The organism is Paenibacillus sp. Soil766 (genome assembly GCF_001428105.1).
Classification (GTDB): Bacteria; Bacillota; Bacilli; order Paenibacillales; family NBRC-103111; genus Paenibacillus_E.
Map to the genome: position 1 here is coordinate 185,620 of NZ_LMSJ01000060.1, position 19,993 is coordinate 205,612.

The window sequence follows — 19,993 nt, forward strand, 5'->3', positions numbered from 1 at the left end:
ACCGTTCACGGCGGCAAGCGTAAATCTGTTGTGGGCGCAAGCCGCCGTTACGCGATTGTTGTATGCAATTCATCTCTTACATCATGGCAATGGCATGCCTTATTTTTTCTTCTTTTCGTTATACTGCTTCGTGTATTCCGCGATCCACTTGTCGAGGCCCGCTTTATTCAGTTGATCGATATATTTATCGAACTCCGCAATTGGCCTTGCGCCCGTTACGAATTTCACCAACTCCTCATTTCGCAAGCGGTCGATATCGCCAAGCGTCGGCACATTATCTTGCAGTGCTTTCTTGTCGTACATAATCGTGGCATCAACTGGCATTTTCGCGACTTCAAGCTTTAACAAATTTTTGTTCAAGTATTCAGCATGCATTTTCTTAATTGGATCTTGGAAGGCATACTTCGTTTCAATTGCCGTTGCCAGCGAGAGCCAATATTCACCCGCGTACGTAATCTCTTTGTTTTTCAATTCAATATCAAACTTGCTGTTCCCGACATAGTTCCAGTTCGTGCCGAACGCTGCATTCAGTGAATTCGTCGGAATGTCTTGATATTGATGGTTAATAAATGTCATGACCGCTTCCGGATTTTTCGCTTTTTTCGTAATTAATTGCGCCGTTGTGCTTCCCGGAGTAGCCGTCATGAGCTTACCTTTCGGTCCTTGGATGCCTTGTATCATTTCATAGTTCGCATCTGCTGGCAGGTTAGGCTTCACTTGCGGGAATAGCAGCGTGATCCGAGAGTACCACATCGATGATGTGCCTACCCGGTTCGTTTTTAGCAATTCTAGCGGATCGAACTTGGCAAAAGATTCCTTATAGATATAGCCTTTCTGATACCAGTCGGCCATCTTTGCCGCAAAGTCTTTAAACCCAGGGGCAAGCTCCATCGGTTTGACCTTCTGGTCTGCAGGGTCAATCCAGTTGCTATTCCCATGTTCGGTGAATCCACCTAGCAAGGCGTTTTTAATTCCGGCCAGATCCGTCATCATCGGGATCGTATCGTCTTTGCCATTGCCATCAGGATCCTTCTCTTTAAACGCTTTCAAAACAGCTTCCAACTCATCCAACGTTTTAGGCATTTGCAAATTCAGCTTCTTGAGCCAATCGGTACGGATCCAAAGCGGATAGTGGGTTGCCGGCATGCCCCGTGGAATACCCCAAATTTTCCCGTCCTTATCCGTCATGTAATCCCATGCTTCCTTAGGCCAAGCCTTCTTAATGTCCTGTCCGTACTTATCGAGCAAATCGTTGAGCGGAATGATCGCGCCTTTCGAAGCATAATCATCCCAGTTCCCCTGGAACGTATCGAGTTCATCTTTGGAGCCTAAGAGAAGGTTCAGCTTTTCCTTAGCGGCATCTGCGCCTTGCGGTGGGACGATGGTGGAGGGCTCGATGCCAAGCTTATCGATATACATCTTCTTCATCTCTTCCAACTTCTCAGGCACACTGCCTTCCGGCTTCGCATTCAATGCCCCCGTGTTTTGGTAGATATGAATTTTGGGAATTACTTTTGGCTCGCTAGTTTTTGAAGCATCCGTAGCTGCTCCCTTACTGTCCGTATTGGAGCATGCCGCTAATGTGAACGCGGATAACACCACTATCGCGGTAGAAGCACTGACAACCTTTCTCTTCATCATGTCTGTTCCTCCCTTTTTTCTGTTCCATTCCCAGGTTTCACAAGATGATCCCTCGGTCAGTGCTAACGATAGCACGCCAATGAAAGCGTTTTATATAATAAACTTTCTACATCTGTACTACAATTTTTACATGTCAAAATAATACTAATGCATATCATCCCTGCAACAGCCGCGTGCATGCGGGTATTAGGATGCTGCTTACGATCCGTACATTTTTTTGTACTCCCCTGGTGTCAGACCTTTCATTTCTTTAAACACCTTAATAAAATAGTACGAGTTGCTGTAGCCAACTTGCTTGCCGATCTCGCCTATTTTCATATCGCTGTGAACTAACAGCTCTCTGCTTTTTTCAATCCTGACTTTCTTCAAAACGTCGACAAACGGCTGACCGGTAATTTGCTTAAAAAGCCTACTGATGTACGCTGGGTTCAAATGTAATTGCTCAGCTACGGTATTCAAGGAAATATCTTGACCGTAGTCCCGTTCGATCATTTCCATGATTTTGGTAATATGCTGGTTCCCTTTCGCATTCGTTTCCTGTTCAATATAAGCTGTCGTTAACCGTATAAGCCTTTGAAACCAGCGCCCGATTTTATCCATGGTATCTTGTTCCAATAGCTCCCGGTACGGATCCGTCTCGCTGCCTATGACGTTCCTCATATCTGCCCCCAACTGATTGTAGGCATGAATGATTGCCGTCAACAGCTGTACAAACAGCGGCTGAATCTGATTATAGTGAAGTTTATTTTTATGTGCGTTAATTTCGGAGATAAAGGCATCGAACATTCGGAGCGCTTCTTCCGTGCGCGCTGTTTTGAGATGGGCCAGTAGCTGATCTTCCTGCTGCTTAGGGTAGTGAAACCCGCTTTTGTTATCTATACGGATATCATCGATCGAAATGACGAAGCCATCCCCGTACAGGATTCGATATTCCAAGGCTTCCAACGCGTCTTCATACGCTTGCGGCACATCCAAAATCGTCGGGCACAGACCGCCTATTCCAATCGTACATTGAGTCTGCAGCTGCTGATTAATCTCATCAAGAAGCTGTTGTCCCAGCAGGAACACTTGCTGCCGATCCATGCCATCGCTATTCATCACAATCGCAATGATATTCTTCTCGGCTTCAATGGCATACCATTTTTGGGGGAGAGCCGCACTGTTCGCTGCAACATCAAGCATACGTATTTTAAAAAGCTGCTCGGACGTGACGCTCGAAATCTCTCGGTCATCTAAGCTGAGGGCCCAGACTACCAAATGCTCCGATGCGATATCCACGCTTAAATAAGCTTTCTTGCTTTCGATTTCTTCCAGGGTCCAATTATGCCTGCGAATGAGCGATGATTTGAATTGCTCCCGGTGTACAGGGAGGCTCTCATTCAGCCTTTCTTTGTAATAATCTCTTTCGAATAGCGCCGATTGCATGAAATGTCCGATGGTGCCAATTTCGTCCTCTTGCTCCATTTTCCGCTCGGATTCGCCTCCAATCATCGCTTTTAAACGGGAAATGGGCTTATAGAGGCTTCTCGACGATAAATAAGCAAGTGTCAGTGATATCACTATTAAAATGACTGCGGACAAGAAAATGGTTTGCTTTATAGAAGCCGTTCCTTTTGAAAGCGCCTCCATATCTGAGGTGTTTATAAACGTCCAGCCCAATAACGAAGAAGCTGAATGCGTGATCAATTTGCGCTGGCTGCTTATTTTTGCTACAAATGCACCTGATTTCCCAACGATCTCACGATCATTTGGCAGCAAGTGACTGATAGGCTGATGCATACTGGCCAGCTGGCTATGGAATAGGACCTTCCCTTCGGTCGACACGACGAAAATATCATCCTGATCGTTAACCTTACTAATCATTTGCTGGTGAATTAACTGAGCGTCTAGATTAATAATGATTGCGTTGTCGTCTTTTCTTGTTTTAAAAATAATCGTTAATACATTCTTTTCCTTTGGCTGATATTGCTTAGCAATCCTCGTGTCCATAAATACAGCATCCTCTTGTGCAGCGAGCAACGCCGGATACCAGCCCTTGTCGTAAAAATCATCCATCGCAAATTGCCTGTTCGAACCGTCGTACTCGGAAGTAATGACTAGGTTTTTATTATGATCATAGTAATACACGCTATCAACGAATTCATTGGACATCCGAAACAGATTAATCGTCAAAAAGGAGTTTTTCTTGGAGGATAAATAGGCATTCAAGGCTTGTAGATCCTCTACTTTTAGCTCTCCCTGCAACGCCTCGTAATAACGGCCATTCGGGAATTGCTCAAACTCCTGAAAAGATTGATTGAGCACAAGCTGATTCGAGTTCTCCTTGATTCGTTTCAGTACGATTTCGATGGCATTCCGCGTCTGGTTCAAGTATTGCAGCTTGCTCTTTCCCGTCTCTTCTTCGAATGTTTGAGAAACCTTCTTGTATGCGAGAACGTCGGAAAGCAAATTAGGTATCACGGCAATGAGTACGGTGGTCATAATTAATTTGATAAAGAATGTTCTGCGAAACATTTTATTTAACCAGGTAAACCTTTTGTTCCCTTTGAACATACAGTCTATTGCCCCTTTCCTAAAGAACTTTCCCTGATCACGAATGACGATCATCCATTCAAAAAAAGCCTAAAACCAATGGTTTTAGGCAAAGTATATCTTAAACAGTGGGCTAGAGCATCACTTAAGTTTCACACAGGCCATGCTCAGCGCTAGCCTTCAAACAAATCGCGATGAATCTTCACAACCAGCTTCACTAAGTGAACAACACCTTCAGGATGACAGTTAGGACGATGAACTTCACCAGGCCAAAATATGCTGAAATCGCCCGGCCGAAGCCGCATGTACGACTCATTCTCAACCTGCTCATAGAGAGCATAATCACTCTCTGCCAAGCGATCTTCCACACTGTGGTTGTTGTCTGAGTCTTGGGCGTAACCCTGCCACTCCTCTCCCTCTACCACAAGATGGATGTCAGCATACTGCGCATGCACCTCAGCAAGCCGTTCCTCGCTTGTGCATGTCGTTGGAGACTGTTTCATGACATACAATCGCTTCCCATCAAGTTCAATCTTAGATGGCATGTCAGCGACACTTAACTGAGTGATAGCAGCGAGCGCTCGACGCACAATACCGCTGTATTGGCTCTTGTTTTGTTCCCATGTGCTAATAGTGTCAACAATCATAGCAGCCCCTCCTAGCGCTCCGCGTTCGCAACGAGTCGGTGACGACGCAATACGTCGCTCTGCGCGTAGTAGGACTCGATCCGTTCACGCTCTTCTGGCGTGAATTGTTTTAATGGCTGGCGGACGGTCGGCGTTGCGAAGACACCTTGTAGATACAGCATGTATTTCTCGTAGGCAATGACATCGAACTGAATCATATGCGCGATCAAGTCATTCGCTTCCGCTTGCATCGACTGCAAGGCCGCCATCACCGGACGTTCCTCGGACGAGATCTTCTCAAACATCCCTGCAAATAAAGCAGGCATCATATTGAACGTACTGCCGATGGCACCATCCGCGCCTGCATAGGCGCCGCCGGTATACACTTCATCATGTCCGTTATAGATGAGGAAGTCTTGACCGCATCTCGCGCGGATTTGCTGCATTTCGAAAAGGTTTAGCGATGTAAATTTAACGCCGATGCATTGCGGGTTGCGGCTCATCTCTTCATAGAAGTCCATAGACAAGTTAACGCCAGTCGCACCAGGGAAATGATACACAATCATCGGAAGCGACACCGCCGCCATAATAGCTTCATAATGCTCGCGGATTTCTTTCATCGACACTTTATAATAAAACGGAACGACCGCTGACACGGCATCTACGCCTTGGCTTTCTGCATGCTGAGCCAGCTTGATCGATTCTCTCGTACTGATGTTGCCCACATGCGCAATAATCGTGACGCGTCCTGCCGCAGCCTTCACAACGGCTTCCAACACCTGCTTACGCTCTTCACTTGTCAAAATAAAGCCTTCACCCGTACTTCCGCCTACGTAGAAGCCGTGAATCCCTTGTCCGATTTGATGCTCAACCAAACGGTCAAGAGAAGTAAAATCAATGTCGCCGTTCTCCAACATCGGGGTCAGAAGTGCTGTAAAAATGCCGCGAAACGCATTGCGGTTTGTCATTGGTTTGTTCATGTTGATCGTTCTCTCCTTCGCGCTACTTGCGCACGCACAATTTAGGTAGGTCATGCCTGTATTGTAGCCCGAAGGATTGCCGTTCATATTTCATTTTTTTATAAATCCTTTCATTTCTTTACGAAATTGAAACCGCTATAATAGAGCTACAACGGTCTGGAGGTGAAGCACAACATCATGTATCCACAATACCTTTTCGAATACCCTAATATCGATACCGACTTTCCTTTCCATATGAAGAAAAAAGGGTACACCTCCGTCCCTTCCCATCGTCACGATTTTATCGAGTTTTCACTGGTAGTAGCCGGCAAAGGCAATGAAAAGATTAACGGCGTAGAACATGACATGCGGCCAGGGACAATTGTTTTGTTGCTGCCGTATCAAATTCATGAGTATCGAGCTGACGCCCACGAGAAACTGTTGATGTACATTTGCAATTTTGACATGAAGCTCATTACCGCTGGCCCCGAATCCGCTTGGGGGTTGCATGATCTGTTTCACAGCCTCGGCAGCGCTCAACCACCTTATATACAATTACAAGGCGAAGCTTATGAGGAAACCCTCCGACTATGGGAACGGCTATACCAAGAGCACAATTCGTCATTAACTTGGAAGCCGATTATGCTCAAAGCTCTCTTGCTGGAGGCATTGGCCTTGTTCGTTCGCAGCAGAGGCAGCGAGGAAACCGCGAAGTCCGAGAAGCAACCTTCGATCTCTTCGAGAAGCATATGGTCCGTTGTTCAATACGTGTACGACCATTATTTAGAACCCTTATCTTTAACGTCATTATCCGAAAAGTTTCACCTTCACCCCACCCAGCTCAGCACACTGTTCGGGGAGTCCTTCGGTATCCATTTTGTCGATTTCCTGCACGAACTGCGCATTCGTCATGCCTGCAGCCTGTTAATTTCCTCCGATCTCCCCATCTCACAAGTAGCCTATGAGTCTGGATTCTCCTCCTATCCCACGTTTTCACGAACGTTTCTGCGTGTTAAAGGGATTACACCGAGTGAGTATCGGAAGCAGAAGTAGGCAAAGGAGCCACTTATGGGGCACGTTTGGGGATCGGCAAGCCAACAAAAAAACGGGATCCGCAACTACAGATCCCGTTAAACAATCGCATATAACTGTTCAATATTATTTATCGTAAAATCAGAAACACTACTTTTCTCACGGGATAGGAATCAAAAAGAGTACCATCAAAATCCCAAATCACGTGTTTATACATGTCACTTCCCACTTAGTAAAACGCCTCAAGGTATTACACCCCCGAAGCTTGGTCGCTATATGCTTGCTCTAGGTTCTTCTATCCTAATGCAGGCAATGTAATGGTGAACGTAGTACCTATGCCAACCTTGCTATCCAATTGAATCGTTCCATCATGACTTTCAATGATTTGAAAACAAACCATCAGACCGATACCTGTCCCTTTTTCTTTCGTTGTATAGAAGGGTTCACCAATCTTGTTTATGATCTCGGCTGGAATACCGCTTCCTTGATCAATAACCAGAACTTGAATAGTATCACTAACTTCCTTGATTTCAAGTATGATATGCCCACCATTTTTCATTGCGTCAATCGCATTTTTTATCAAATTAATAAAAACCTGCTTAATCTTCGAATCTTCGCAGCTTATGTACAGTTCCTCGCTATTCGATTGTACAAAGATTTCAATATTCTCCATGTTGGCTTGCGGAGTAAGTAATATTTTCACTTCATCTATGATTTGAATTAGGTTATGCGTTGTACGGTTATCCGAGTGAGGCTTGGCTAAGGTTAATAGTTCGCTTGCTATTTGCTCGATGCGAGAAAGCTCTTCTTCTATAATTCTATAGTACATTTCTTTTCTTTCATCTGTTTTCTTTAACATGGTAAAAAAGCCCTTAATCGCAGTAAGCGGATTTCGTAATTCATGGGCAATACCTGCCGCAAGCTCACCTGCAACATTCAACTTCTCTGAGCGGATGATTAGATTTTCATTCTCTTTCTCATGAGTAATATCAACAAAGGAATAGAGAACGGCTGTCTCTCCTTCAAATATCATTTCAATGGATTGAACGAGGTAGTATATTTTCTTTCCATTATTAATAATACACGGATGTTGTTGGAGCTTCCTGTTAGCTGAAACACCCGCATCCCTATCATACTTTTCAAAAAAATGGCGCAGCTCTTCTACTACATTCGGATCGGCAATCGAGAATTGTTTCTGTGCTTCACGGTTCATGAAAAGAATACTGGATTTCCTCCTAATGATAACAGGAATGGGCATTTGATCCATAATAGTTCGAACCTTTTGCTCATTTTGTACAATTAATTGATTCTCAACAGTTAATTGATCGTTTCGATTTCTTAGTTCACTATTTTGCTTTTCTAATCTTCGTAATCGCTCTAGCTCTTCACTAGATGGACTTTTAAAATTTTCTCTATTATATAGAGGTGATAAACAGTATTCACTATCCGTCATAAAGTAATTATGCGTCTTCATTAACTCGTTCTGGAGATAGGCAGGTGTGGTAAAGCCATTATAAACACAAACTGAAATCAAGCCCGTTAGTGCTATAAATTTATCACTATTGTATTCAAACGTTCGAAGGCTTTCTAAAAGAAAATTATGCTCCATACAAGGAACTTGTCCCCAAGTACGTATTTGATAGTTTTTTTCAAAATACGGTCGAAGCAACTCAATTAACATCCCGGCTCTATCGGCATCGAATTGATCTCCCACAAAATAAGATTGCGCGCTATCCGCAAAAATTAGGTTTTGTAAATGATTGTCCGTAAACCCATTTGATTTCAATTCACCCTTAATTCTATCCATCAATTCTACAGTATCAACGAATAAGACAACCTCATTCTTTACTAATCCTTCTATGATAAAGCTGACTGCATTACCTATATATCGATCGATTTCATTAAAAACGTAGAGAATATGAGCTCCAGTTCCTTCTTTAGAATGAGAATTTGTTAATCTAGTTATCGTATGTAATTCATGCATGCAAATCCCCCCACTACCGTTTGACTGATTTATCTAGGCAATTGTCCAGCACTCTATCAATAAAATTTCTAGTAAGTTATTCCAGAGTTATTCTATAGCCACTAGATAATTCCTTTAATCCCCGTTATAACCCAATAGTTGTTCAACTCTTCTGCGGGTTAAAGGAACTCTCCTTCAATACGAAAAGCCCTAAAACCAAGGGTTTTAGGGCTCTTAGGCAAAGTACTATATCCGATCTCCCCTACGCAGAGTCATCTACTTTCAGGACAGCTTTATTTTGCCTGCATGTTTGACGGTGTTGGTGGCGTTTGTAGGCTTGAAGGAACTTAGCCCTTCCGCTGCCACATCGGGAAACGAAGCATCATCTTCGTTCCCTCGCCGAGCACGCTAGCCGGTGTGATGTCACCGCCGTGCGTGCTCACGATCCACTTCGCGATCGCGAGGCCAAGGCCCGTGCCACCCGTGCTGCGCGTTCGCGACTTGTCGCCGTGGTAGAACCGGTCGAAGATATGGGGCAGATCCTCTGCCGCAATGCCGACTCCCGTGTCTTCTACCACCAGTTCAACATCGTGGCCCTTCTTGCGGGCCGCAACGCAAATCGTGCCATCCGCAGGCGTAAACTTCATGCTATTGTCGAGCAGAATCACCAGCAGCTGATGGATCCGTTCGACATCCCCCATCAGCTCAATTCCGCTCTCGACATCCAATTCCAGTCTCTGCTGCTTCAGCTCCGCTAACGGTTCGAATTTCTGCACGACTTCACGGATCACCTCGGTCAGCGGCAAAGGCTTCAGCATAATCTCCTCTTGATTGGAATCCGCTCGGGCCAGCGTCAGCAGCTGTTCTGTCAATCGGCCCATCCGTTTCGATTCTTCTAGCACCACAGACAGCGGTTCACTCATGTTCAGAATCGATTGCTCCGGATGACGAAACGCCAGCTCAACATTTGCCCTGATAATCGATAACGGCATCCGCAGCTCATGCGAAGCATCGGCAACGAATTGCTGCTGCTTATCCCACGATTGCTTGATTGGACGCAGCGCTTGATTGGCTAGGTACATCCCCGCCAAAATCGTTACAGCGCCACCGGCCACAATCCCAATCAGAATAAGCTCAAACAATTGCTTCAGCATATTTTGCTCGGAGTCGATAAGGCTGATAGCTTGAATGGCTACGATTTTTGTTGACGCCTCCGTAAAGAGCGAACTAGGTGTGATGGTATCTAGTCCCTTTGCTTGGGAAATATCGGTCAATACCTTTAGATTCATCATTTTCGGCTGCTTATATTGCACAGCATGAATACGATACGAATGATTGTCTAGGCTCACCGTTTGAGGCGCTGCTATCGATCGATAGGGCTCGAAGGCATCGACCTCTTTACGCATCCCAGCCCCGGCTAGGATAGGGTATGAGTTCCCTTGATCATCCCACAGCACCACAAACACACGCGGATCGATCCCCTGAACCTGAATTAACGTCTTCTTGGCCGTTCCATCTGGAGGCTCATCGGGCGACAGGAATTGCGATTTGGCATAGAAAAACTGTGCATCCTGCTGAACTCGCTGCTGCAGCGACTCATCGACATTGGCATACAATTGATGGCGCAATTCGGTATAGACGATGATGCCCAGACAGACGATGATGACGAAGAAAACAACCGCGTTCAACGTCGTTAGACGAATTCGGGTCTTTGTGAACATGCGGCATTCTCCTTTAAAATGTACCCGACATTCCGAATCGTATGGATCATGGGATCGTAATCGAACGGCTTTAATTTCTTACGCAAATAGTAGACATAGACGTCCACAACATTGGACCCCACATCCGAATCCAACCCCCAAACGCGTAGACAGATCTGTTCCCGAGTCAAAATTTGCCCACGATTCCGCAGCAAATATTCGAGCAACTCGAATTCCTTCAGCGTAAGCTCCAATGGCTGGCCACCAATCGCAGCTTCCTTCGTTCTTCCTTGCAGCACAAGCTGATCGTAGACCAGACGATCATCGTTCTCGACTCCCCCGCGTCTGCGCAGCAGCGCACGGACTCTCGCGAGTAATTCCGGCACCCCGAACGGCTTCGTCATATAATCATCAGCGCCGGAATCAAGTCCTTTTACCATATCTTCAACGCTATCTCTTGCTGTGAGGAACAGGATCGGCGTCTGAATTTGCTTCGCCCTCAAGCTATGCACAATTTTGACACCATCCATTCCAGGCAGCATCCGATCGAGCACGACCAAATCGTAGATACCTTGCTCTGCCAAATAGAAGCCCTCTTCACCGCAGCCTGTCGCGTCCACTTGGTAGCCTTCTTCCACCAGCAAAGTTCGTATCGTTTGCAGTAAAGGCAGCTCGTCTTCCACAACGAGTATTTTCATCAACTTTCCTCCCACGTGTTGCACCGCAACCACTCTATTGGTGTCAGTATAAAGGGATGAGATGAACGCTAGCTTAAAATAAGCTTAGGCTAATCTGTAAATACAAACCAATCCAGTTCTTTGGTTGCTAGTAATTTTTTCTGTCCATTTTGAAATTGGTGGTAGACGTTTAATTGATAGGTTTTCATATCACCGATTTGATAAATTTTATCTTTGTTCGTGTACGTAATCGTCGCGTCGTGGAAGCCTATTTGGAGAGATTTCGTCGGATCCACCCCATCTAATGCGTATGTTTGACTCACGATAATTTCTTTCCCGCTCCGGTCCAAATCATCCTTCAGTTCCACGATCAACGAATGATCCTTCATGCTCGTTTCAACGAAGGTGTCCCTTTTCAACTCATAATCGAAATCCAGCATGACGGTCCCTTGGACAAAATTAATCTGTGTCCCGATATGACTTAACGTAATCGTATACGGGTAGACGTCCAGTTCGGCGAATCCGCCCTGCGGCTCCTCGATCTCGTCAGGCAATTGAAAAACAGCGGCGTTGACATAGCCATCCTCTTGAACCGCCCCTCCTTTATCCGTTGCTGCACCTGAGAAGGTGACCGCATCGCCAAGGATAAGCTGCAAATCTTCCATTTGATACCCCTTCGGGATCGTCGCATAAATATAGATAAGGGCTTTGCCCCCCGGAATCACTTTGTTCGTAATCTCGCTCATATGAGCTGGGAAAACCGTCCCGTCTTCCGCCCTAAACTGCGCAACCTGCTTCCGCAAATCCGTGAATCGCTTCTCTAGATTTTCAACACTCAGCTGAACCGTGAATAGATCGGCACTTTCGCCTGCGAACGTTTGAGTAGAACGCACCGAATACGCAGTGCTTTGCCCAATATCGGTGAGTGTTCTCGTCTCCGCAGCAGGGACCACCTTCATCCCCATCAGCTCTTTGTTATGATGAAAGGTGAGCAAATCACTCACTTGACCATCCGCAGCCTTCTCTTGTAAAACAAGATTCAAATCCTTGAAATCACTTGTATACGGTATTTTCCCAGCCAACTGCAAATTGATCTCTTTGCCAGGCTGAAGACTGATCACGCGATCCGTCTGAATGAGGCTGGCCTCCACTGTCATCGCATCATCCAGTTCAAAATACCCTTTTAAATTCGGAATCGACAGCGCCTGACCCCCTTTATTGGTTAACGTGATGTTAGCCGCCAAAATGTCTTGATCCTCCCACGGCAATCGCTGCAAGGACGTCAATCGTGCGGTGTACGTGCCGGACTTGTTGGAGAACTCATAGTCGTTCCCCAGTGACACCTCAACTTCCACAGCTTCCGGCACTGCGAAATACGCAACCGGCAGCTTCAAGCTGCTCTTGCCGTCATTCGCCATCGTCATTTCCATGATGACAAGCTGCCAGCCCTCCGCCCCCGCTTCCCTAGGAATAGAGCCGCTGAGGAGTCCTTCTTTTTCAGCCAAAGGTTGCAGCTCAGTCCCTTTCCCCAAGGTAGCAGCTTGCAGCGGATACATGTGCCCTTGGGCAGTACGAATGTAATAGCTCAGGTCTGGAAGCTTGGCGCTGCTTGTCCCTTTATTCTCCATTTCAAAATAAACAGATGGCAAGTAGAAATCGTCATTTCTACTAATAGACATACGTTCGATATTTGCGTAGAATGGCGTCCCGTCAATACGAACCGAACGTGTCGCTCCCACTGGTGTCACCACGGTGTAATCACTCGCAGGCATCAGTTGGCCGATAACTCTCTCAAAGCCCGCAACAGAAAAATCCAATTGAACGAGCTTAAATACAAGATCCTGAAGCTCGGTTACCACGTTCACTTTTGCATAAAAGCTGTATGATTGGCTTGTGCCTGGTGCGATCCGATTCGTATCGCCGCTCTGCGTGAATTGATTGACCGCAAACGTATTGCCAGCCTTGGACTGCAAACGTACCCAATAGTTTTTAAAAGATAGCTCACTCACACCGCCATTATGGACATTTACCGTAAAAGTAACCATCCCGTCCTGATCGCCAGGCAGCAGCATGACATCTTGAACTTCCATGTAGCTAGCCTCGCCGATAGCGACTTTCCCTAGCGATTCAGCGCCTATGACCTGCTCCTCGGCGAGCTCCGCCGCAATAGATGAAGCAACCCCAGCTCCGGCCGAGGCCGAAACAGGGGAAGCAGCGCTGCTTAGGAAGAGGAGGAACAGGAGCAAATAAATAATTTTATGGTGACGAATCATCATGATGCATACATCCTCCTTGACTGACATTTACTCCTGCAAGTACGTGTTAACCTTGTTCTGAATCACTTTTGCAACTTCCTCAGCGGACTTCTGACCTTGGAAGAATGGCGCTGTTTCTTCGGCAACGATATTCGTGATTTTCAAATCGCTTTCCGCATACACGCTAATATTGTTCAAAATCTTCTCCATAGCCGTTACATCCTGCTCCGTGGCAGGCTGAACAGTCGCTGCTTTGCCATTAATCATAAGCTTCATACTTTTGCCGCCGCCTTCGCCACCTGTTCCGAGCGTCTTCAAGAAGTCGATTTGCGCCTTAGCACCAGTTTTGTTAACCGCAATCCCCGTCAGCTCTCTAGCCGATTGCATCTCATCGGAGAGCAAATACTTCACGAATTCCCAAGCTTCCTTCTTGTTGGCGGATTTGCTGTTGATCGCAAGTGGCAATGAGGAAGTAAACTGCGTTCCTCTAGCTTCGCTCTCCGAAGGTAGATTGTAGTACCCGCCTTTGCCCTCAAAATTCATTTTCGGCATCGTATACATATCCATGTACATCAGAACGTTCCCCTTCGGTTGGAAAACGACGTTGTTCGGGTCCGAGTTATCCGCGAGAATGACTTTATCGTCATACATCGATTTCGCCAACTTCAGCATGTTAATGAAATCTGGTGTCTCGAACTTGGCTTTCTTCGCGCCTACATCGGCGAATTTCGAGAAGGAGCTGTTGAGCATCGACGTGATTAGCTCGGCAGGCTCTATTTTGCCCATGGGATACGTGTCTGGTTTACCGTCATTATTTTTATCCGCGACCAATGCGCTGGCTTTTTTCTTAAAATCAGCCCAAGTCCACTTGCTGTCGTCGATCTGTTGACTACTTAGTACAGCTTGATTGCCGAGCCACATATTCAATCCCACTTTGATCGGGACCGTATATAAAGAACCGTTATATTTCATCGCATCGAAAATCCCCCCGTAATAGTTATCCTTTTTGAACGAAGCATCTTTACTCATCAGGTCGCTGATATTCTCCAACAGCTTCTTGTCCGCATATTTCTGATACGGAAGTCCGCTCGTCACGATAATATCCGAAGCCTTGCCGCTCATGAGCTCAGCGCCTACGGAACTAGCGTATTTCTCAGTGTTTTTCGGGTCTGGCTTCTGCATCATCATCATCTGCTGCTGACCTTGTCCTTGCCCTTGTGGTGCCGTTTGAGGTGCTGCTGCATACTCTTTAATGTTAATTTTCGTGTCGGGATGCAGGGCCTCGTATTTCTGTTTGGCCAGCTCGAGAAAACGATCGGATGTCACCACAGATAGTGTGACTGTTTTGTTCCCCGCAGCAGGTGCTGTTGTACTTCCTGTGTCGCCCCTAGTTGTCGTCGTACTGGACGAACAGGCTGTCAGAGATAACATAGAAACGAGCGAGCAAACGATGACCGATTGTTTAACTGTGATTTTGCGCATAAGAAAATTCCACTCCTTTAGATGGGTTAAAATTTATTATAGCCACGGTACATAGCGCACCTAATACCGCATAATCCAGTGGGTCAATCTGATATGACAATCCTGCCCACTCCGCCATGGCGAAAATAAGGACTGCGGCAACGGGTACATACATGAACACACGTTGCAATTGGGCATACACGGGTACTTGTTCCAGCACCCATAGCCTGACGCCAAGCAAGAACAGCGGCAAGCCGAACAGCATGCCCCCTATGAACAACCGAGCTGTAAGCCGATTAGCGGCATCGATTAACAACTCCTGAGGCGATGGGACGTAGCCTATCTGTGCCGCTTCCTGCTGCCATAAGCTGCGCAGCTTTTCCGTATAAAACGACAGATCAATGATCTGCTCCGGCACCCATTCCAGCGGAATGTAGAGGTGAAACCGAATGCCCTTCCAAAGAGCAATGATAGAGGCGGCCATACTGAGTACAGCGAGTGTGCTTAACATCAATGGCCATCGCTCGTGAATCAGCGCATCGCTCCAATTATCTCTAACCATTCTCCGTCGCAGTAAACCGTGGATGTTAGTCGATTGCCGCATCATCAACCGCACGAGCATGAAGATCGCGATCATGCCGCATACAAACCATTGAACCAGACGCCATTGTGCCATACGTGTATGAGCAAGCTCGTGGTTGACGATTCGGTATTGCGAAGGCATGGAACCGATCGAGCTAAGCGCTTCGTTCACTTGACTTTCTCCGCCCGCAACTGCGCTAGGCTTGCCTGCCATGTGAATCGTCTCAATCTTCGCTTCTGGCTGGATATCAAACAGCGTCGTGACGGGAATCAGCACATTCGGACTGCCATCGTCGGACATCTGCCGAAGCAGAGAACCTTCATCCTCGAACACCCCGATGACCGTGAAACCAACACCGAACAACTCAATCGTTTTACCTACAACTTGATTCGCACGGAATAACTGCTGCGCAACCGCAGCGCTAACTAAGGCTACCCGACTGTGCTCATCCACCGAGTTCTGTGCAAAAGAAGCGCCTGCCAATGGCTTGATCTGGTTGAAATCCGTGTAGGCTTCACTCACACCGAATGCATCCGTATTCAGCCGTGCTGCACCATATACGGCTCGCGTTTGTTCCCTCGCTGCATAAGCGAGCGGAAGCGGTGCCCACTTTTTGGTCAACAGCTCGGCCTCTTTCAAGGACAAGCCCGCCGGGCTTGCTCGCGCAGCCGATGGATCGACGTTCACCGTGATCTGCCCCATCCCGTAGGAGCCGTTCGTCTGCTCCCATTCGTTAACAACGGAAGCGATTAATCCGCTGCTAGCAAGCAGCAACAGCACACCCGCAAATATCATCCACGCTGCCAATCGGGATCGCTGCATAACCTCCCTCCTTCCTGTTAGTCATTTGCACGCACGCGATCCCCATCCGCAATCGATTTCGAGCTCGAGACGATCACTTTATCCAGCGGTGTGATGCCGTTCTCGATGGATGTTTTCGTATCGTCGGCATCACCGATCCCAACGTTCGCTCGCTGTGTGACGTATTCCGTGCCTAGCGGGCCTTTCTTTTCTTTGAGGAGCAGCACGTACGTCCCCTGATCATCCTCTCGCACCGCATCATTAGGTAGCAGCGCGCGGAACGAGGCTGTTTTTTTGACAATATCGAATTCGCCAGTTTCTCCGCCTTTTAATCGATCATCCTTCAGCGTGAAGGTGATTTCCTTCCCCTTTGGAGTGGACTGGTTGGACTGACCAGAGCTGGAAGAGCTTACCGCATCCCGAATATCGGTGATCTGCGCTGCGATCCTTGCATTATTCAGTGATGAGAAAATCAATTCCGTTTTATCCCCCACGGCGACATACGGCGCCTTCGCATCGTCAATGGTGGCCTTCATCTGCTGGCCCTTGGACAAATCGGCGATGCTCACGGCAGCTTTGCCGCTAGCAACGGGGGCACCTTTCACGGCATTAACGGCCGTTACAATGCCACCAACAGGTGCGACAATTCGCGAAAACTCCTTAAGCTGACGCTGTTGATTGGCGATCTGCCGCTCCAAAATCTGCATATCCAGCTGCGTACTCTCGATATCGCGGGCGATGCTGCGCATCTGCTTCTCATCACTGCTGCGGAACGTTTCCTGATAGCTTTCCTGGAGCTTCTCCAAGCTCAACTGCTTCTGCGCATATCGCGCTTGATTATCTTTCAGTGAGTCTTCCGTCTCTCTTGTTTTAAAAACGACCAACTCTTGGCCAGCCTCCACTTTATCGCCCACTTTCACTTCTACCTCACTTGCAACCCAGTTCGTCTCCACATAGACATCCGCCGTCTCTGCCGATTCCACGCTCCCCGAGCCTGTGACCTCGTGTGACAACGTTCCTGCGAGCGCCTTCTCCGTCGTCACCTCAGCCAGCGATATACCCAGCAGGGTATTGGAGAAAAAGGTCAAGGCGACCATCGCAATAACGAAAGTAACGATTGCCTTGCGAATTCCTTTCTTCTTGGCGCGTTCGCCATCGGCGGCGGCCATTAATGCATCCATACAACGTTCCTCCTATGTGTCATCCGTCTCACAGTTTCACCCTTTTATCCCTGACAACTGGATACCTTCGACCAAATATTTCTCTGCATACAGAGCAACCAGCAGCGGTGGCAGCATATACACCACGGACGCAGCGAAGGCAATGCCTCGCTCCTCGTCACCAATGACGGCTAAATACACAGATAACGGCTGTTTGATCGCATCATTGAGAAAAATCAGCGGCTGCTCCACCATATTCCAGTTATCAATGAAAACGAGGATCGATAGCGCCGCTACGCCTGTGCCGCACATCGGCAGCACAATTCTTGTCCATATGTAGAAGTGGCTTGCCCCATCCACACGCGCGGCTTCGATATAACTGGCAGGCACGACCATCATGAACTGCCGCAGCAGGAATACGCCAAAGGCGCTGAAAATGCCAGGGTAAATAATCGACCCGTACGAATCCAGCAGCCCAAGCTTATCCGCGACAATGAAGTTGGGCACCAACGTGACCTGAAAGGGCATCAGCATCGTGACAATATACAGGAAGAAGAGCGGCTCACGAAAACGAAAGCGCAAATGGGCGAAGGCGTAAGCGGCTAGCGACGCCACAACCAGTTGACCCGCGATGATCGGCACGGTCATTTTTACCGAGTTCCAGAACATGAATAGAAACTGCGGCCTACCCACCAGAACCGCATAATATTGCGATAGCGTTACGTGATTAGGTATCCAAGCCATGGTGATGAAATCGCCATCGTCGGTATCGCCCGAAAGTGCAGCGTAATTGCTCGTGATCTCCTCTTCCGCCATGAACGAGTTGCTTATCGTCAGCACCATCGGGAACAAAAATCCCGCCAGCAGCACGATGAGTACGGTCAAAAGTACGATTCTCGCGGATTTACGTCCCATACGGACAGTTAGCGGCTTTATGCGGCTTGCTTGCATTTGAAATCTCCTTTCCAGCGCCACACGCCAATCCTCGGTTATCCGATGGACTTGCTGATGCGCCTCTCCACCACGAATAGCGTCAAGACGAGTACGACGATGACCAGAGCCATTAGGAAAGCAGCCGATGTTAGCTTCTGATAATCCAGTGATTTAAACATGTTGTTCATATAATGCTGCAGCATATAAATGCTTTCATCCGGGTAATTACCGGCAATTAAGTACGTCTCGCGGAACATTTTGAACGAATTAATAATCGACATGATGAAAACGAAGAAAGCCGTCGGCGTCAAATAAACAAGCGTAATCGATCGCCACTGCCGAAACTTGCCTGCTCCATCCATCGACGCTGCCTCATAGTAATCGTTCGGAATGTTCTGAAGGCCTGCAAGGAATAGGATCATATTGTAGCCGATGTTTTTCCACAGGTAGACAATGATCAGCACATACAAGGAGGCTTCGCTTTCCATCCAATCGCGGGGACGTATCCCCCAGCTCGCAAGCCACGCATTGATCGTCCCGTTCAAATCAAATAGCGCGTTCCACACCAGCACCACGGATGCCACTGGTACAACAAGCGGGCTCAAGAACGAGATCCGGAACGTTTGGCGCATCGGCATCTTTCGATTCAGCAGCATCGCCAATCCTAGCGCAATCACCATGTTCAGCGGCACACAGATCGCCATAAAAAGTCCTGTATTCACGGCTGCTCGCCGAAAAATAGAATTTCCCAGCAGCTCGCGATAGTTCGCTCCCCCTACAAAAGAGCCGTTAATAGGGCTATCCATGAGCGAGTAATAGAATCCCATCCCAAAAGGTATTAAGAAAAACACTGCAAATCCTGCCAGGCTCGGCAATAGAAATAGAAGTGCTGTTAGACCCTCGTTGTTGCGTAACCACCTCAGCACAAATGCGTTCCTCCTTCCCTCAGATCACATTCTCTCATTCGTAAATTAGAAATGGATTAGAACGAATTAGAGACCACGCAGCTGGCGGGGTCGCTTGCCTTGCGCACATTTTTTGTGCGCTAGCGTGCCGCCGCCGGCGGGGTCGCTTGCCTTGCGCACATTTTTTGTGCGCTAGCGTGTCGCCACCGGCGGGGGGCTTGCCTTGCGCACATTTTTTGTGCGCTAGCGTGTCGCCACCGGCGGGGTCGCTTGCCTTGCGCACATTTTTTGTGCGCTAGCGTGTCGCCACCGGCGGGGTCGCTTGCCTTGCGCACATTTTTTGTGCGCTAGCGTGTCGCCACCGGCGGGGTCGCTTGCCTTGCGCACATTTTTTGTGCGCTAGCGTGCCGCCACCGGCGGGGTCGCTTGCCTTGCGCACATTTTTTGTGCGCTAGCGTGNCCGGCGGGGTCGCTTGCCTTGCGCACATTTTTTGTGCGCTAGCGTGCCGCCACCGGCGGGGTCGCTTGCCTTGCGCACATTTTTTGTGCGCTAGCGTGCCGCCGCCGGCRGGGTCGCTTGCCTTGCGCACATTTTTTGTGCGCTAACGTGTCGCCACCGGCGGGGTGCTTGCCTTGCGCACATTTTTTGTGCGCTAGCGTGCCGCCGCCGGCGGGGTCGCTTGCCTTGCGCACATTTTTTGTGCGCTAGCGTGCCGCCACCGGCGGGGTCGCTTGCCTTGCGCACATTTTTTGTGCGCTAGCGTG

14 protein-coding genes are annotated in these 19,993 nt (G+C 47.9%); 1 reads left to right on the plus strand and 13 read right to left on the minus strand.

Features of this window, described 5'->3' with window-relative positions:
• Window positions 1-99 precede the first annotated feature (99 nt).
• From ASG89_RS34700 to ASG89_RS34715, 4 genes are all read right to left on the minus strand, one after another.
• Window positions 100-1,641 carry an extracellular solute-binding protein gene (locus tag ASG89_RS34700; RefSeq protein WP_235550036.1) on the minus strand — a complete coding sequence of 514 codons (1,542 nt, stop codon included), beginning with the start codon at window positions 1,639-1,641 and terminating at the stop codon, window positions 100-102.
• Window positions 1,642-1,839: 198 nt separating this feature from the next.
• Window positions 1,840-4,155, minus strand: coding sequence for a helix-turn-helix domain-containing protein (locus ASG89_RS34705; RefSeq protein WP_235550037.1), 2,316 nt, complete (start codon window positions 4,153-4,155; stop codon window positions 1,840-1,842).
• Window positions 4,156-4,346: 191 nt separating this feature from the next.
• Window positions 4,347-4,820, minus strand: a complete 474-nt coding sequence (locus ASG89_RS34710) for a YhcH/YjgK/YiaL family protein (RefSeq protein ID WP_057315903.1) — start codon at window positions 4,818-4,820, stop codon at window positions 4,347-4,349.
• 11 nt (window positions 4,821-4,831) lie between these two features.
• Complete coding sequence (locus ASG89_RS34715; RefSeq protein WP_057315904.1) at window positions 4,832-5,779, minus strand: N-acetylneuraminate lyase; 948 nt, start codon at window positions 5,777-5,779, stop codon at window positions 4,832-4,834.
• 177 nt (window positions 5,780-5,956) lie between these two features.
• On the opposite strand from ASG89_RS34715, the gene ASG89_RS34720 reads away from it, so the two are divergent.
• The gene (locus ASG89_RS34720) at window positions 5,957-6,811 is read left to right on the plus strand and encodes a helix-turn-helix domain-containing protein (RefSeq protein WP_057315905.1); all 855 of its coding nucleotides are present in this window, start codon (window positions 5,957-5,959) and stop codon (window positions 6,809-6,811) included.
• 274 nt (window positions 6,812-7,085) lie between these two features.
• Here the strand turns inward: ASG89_RS34720 and ASG89_RS34725 are convergent, their stop codons facing one another.
• The 9 genes from ASG89_RS34725 to ASG89_RS34765 all read right to left on the minus strand — a co-directional run bounded on the left by ASG89_RS34725 (window position 7,086) and on the right by ASG89_RS34765 (window position 19,249).
• Window positions 7,086-8,774, minus strand: a complete 1,689-nt coding sequence (locus ASG89_RS34725; RefSeq protein ID WP_057315906.1) for an ATP-binding protein — start codon at window positions 8,772-8,774, stop codon at window positions 7,086-7,088.
• A 326-nt stretch (window positions 8,775-9,100) separates the two neighbouring features.
• The gene (locus tag ASG89_RS34730) at window positions 9,101-10,474 is read right to left on the minus strand and encodes a sensor histidine kinase (RefSeq protein WP_057315907.1); all 1,374 of its coding nucleotides are present in this window, start codon (window positions 10,472-10,474) and stop codon (window positions 9,101-9,103) included.
• The gene (locus ASG89_RS34735) at window positions 10,447-11,151 is read right to left on the minus strand and encodes a response regulator transcription factor (protein WP_057315908.1); all 705 of its coding nucleotides are present in this window, start codon (window positions 11,149-11,151) and stop codon (window positions 10,447-10,449) included. Before ASG89_RS34735 ends, ASG89_RS34730 begins: the two co-directional genes overlap by 28 nt.
• Window positions 11,152-11,240: 89 nt before the next feature.
• The gene (locus ASG89_RS34740) at window positions 11,241-13,406 is read right to left on the minus strand and encodes a hypothetical protein (protein ID WP_057315909.1); all 2,166 of its coding nucleotides are present in this window, start codon (window positions 13,404-13,406) and stop codon (window positions 11,241-11,243) included.
• Window positions 13,407-13,433: 27 nt separating this feature from the next.
• Window positions 13,434-14,867 (minus strand): ABC transporter substrate-binding protein, encoded by a 1,434-nt coding sequence (locus ASG89_RS34745; RefSeq protein ID WP_057315910.1) that lies wholly within the window; start codon window positions 14,865-14,867, stop codon window positions 13,434-13,436.
• Complete coding sequence (locus tag ASG89_RS34750; protein ID WP_057315911.1) at window positions 14,848-16,251, minus strand: ABC transporter permease; 1,404 nt, start codon at window positions 16,249-16,251, stop codon at window positions 14,848-14,850. Before ASG89_RS34750 ends, ASG89_RS34745 begins: the two co-directional genes overlap by 20 nt.
• Before the next feature lie 17 nt (window positions 16,252-16,268).
• Window positions 16,269-17,411: an efflux RND transporter periplasmic adaptor subunit gene (locus tag ASG89_RS34755; RefSeq protein WP_057315912.1), complete on the minus strand. Its 1,143-nt coding sequence runs from the start codon at window positions 17,409-17,411 to the stop codon at window positions 16,269-16,271.
• Window positions 17,412-17,447: 36 nt separating this feature from the next.
• Entirely contained in the window at window positions 17,448-18,341 is an 894-nt protein-coding gene (locus ASG89_RS34760) for a carbohydrate ABC transporter permease (RefSeq protein ID WP_157276919.1), read from the minus strand.
• 38 nt (window positions 18,342-18,379) lie between these two features.
• Window positions 18,380-19,249, minus strand: coding sequence for a carbohydrate ABC transporter permease (locus ASG89_RS34765; protein WP_235550038.1), 870 nt, complete (start codon window positions 19,247-19,249; stop codon window positions 18,380-18,382).
• Between the last annotated feature and the right edge of the window lie 744 nt (window positions 19,250-19,993).

What these genes read in the sequence shown, in the direction of transcription:
- ASG89_RS34745 (WP_057315910.1), bottom strand. Translation starts at nt 14,867, where the DNA reads ATGCGCAAAATCACAGTTAAACAATCGGTCATCGTTTGCTCGCTCGTT.
- ASG89_RS34760 (WP_157276919.1), bottom strand. Translation starts at nt 18,341, where the DNA reads ATGCAAGCAAGCCGCATAAAGCCGCTAACTGTCCGTATGGGACGTAAA.
- ASG89_RS34740 (WP_057315909.1), bottom strand. Translation starts at nt 13,406, where the DNA reads ATGATGATTCGTCACCATAAAATTATTTATTTGCTCCTGTTCCTCCTC.
- ASG89_RS34755 (WP_057315912.1), bottom strand. Translation starts at nt 17,411, where the DNA reads ATGGATGCATTAATGGCCGCCGCCGATGGCGAACGCGCCAAGAAGAAA.
- ASG89_RS34720 (WP_057315905.1), top strand. Translation starts at nt 5,957, where the DNA reads ATGTATCCACAATACCTTTTCGAATACCCTAATATCGATACCGACTTT.
- ASG89_RS34725 (WP_057315906.1), bottom strand. Translation starts at nt 8,774, where the DNA reads ATGCATGAATTACATACGATAACTAGATTAACAAATTCTCATTCTAAA.
- ASG89_RS34700 (WP_235550036.1), bottom strand. Translation starts at nt 1,641, where the DNA reads ATGATGAAGAGAAAGGTTGTCAGTGCTTCTACCGCGATAGTGGTGTTA.
- ASG89_RS34705 (WP_235550037.1), bottom strand. Translation starts at nt 4,155, where the DNA reads ATGTTTCGCAGAACATTCTTTATCAAATTAATTATGACCACCGTACTC.
- ASG89_RS34735 (WP_057315908.1), bottom strand. Translation starts at nt 11,151, where the DNA reads ATGAAAATACTCGTTGTGGAAGACGAGCTGCCTTTACTGCAAACGATA.
- ASG89_RS34710 (WP_057315903.1), bottom strand. Translation starts at nt 4,820, where the DNA reads ATGATTGTTGACACTATTAGCACATGGGAACAAAACAAGAGCCAATAC.
- ASG89_RS34715 (WP_057315904.1), bottom strand. Translation starts at nt 5,779, where the DNA reads ATGAACAAACCAATGACAAACCGCAATGCGTTTCGCGGCATTTTTACA.
- ASG89_RS34730 (WP_057315907.1), bottom strand. Translation starts at nt 10,474, where the DNA reads ATGTTCACAAAGACCCGAATTCGTCTAACGACGTTGAACGCGGTTGTT.
- ASG89_RS34750 (WP_057315911.1), bottom strand. Translation starts at nt 16,251, where the DNA reads ATGCAGCGATCCCGATTGGCAGCGTGGATGATATTTGCGGGTGTGCTG.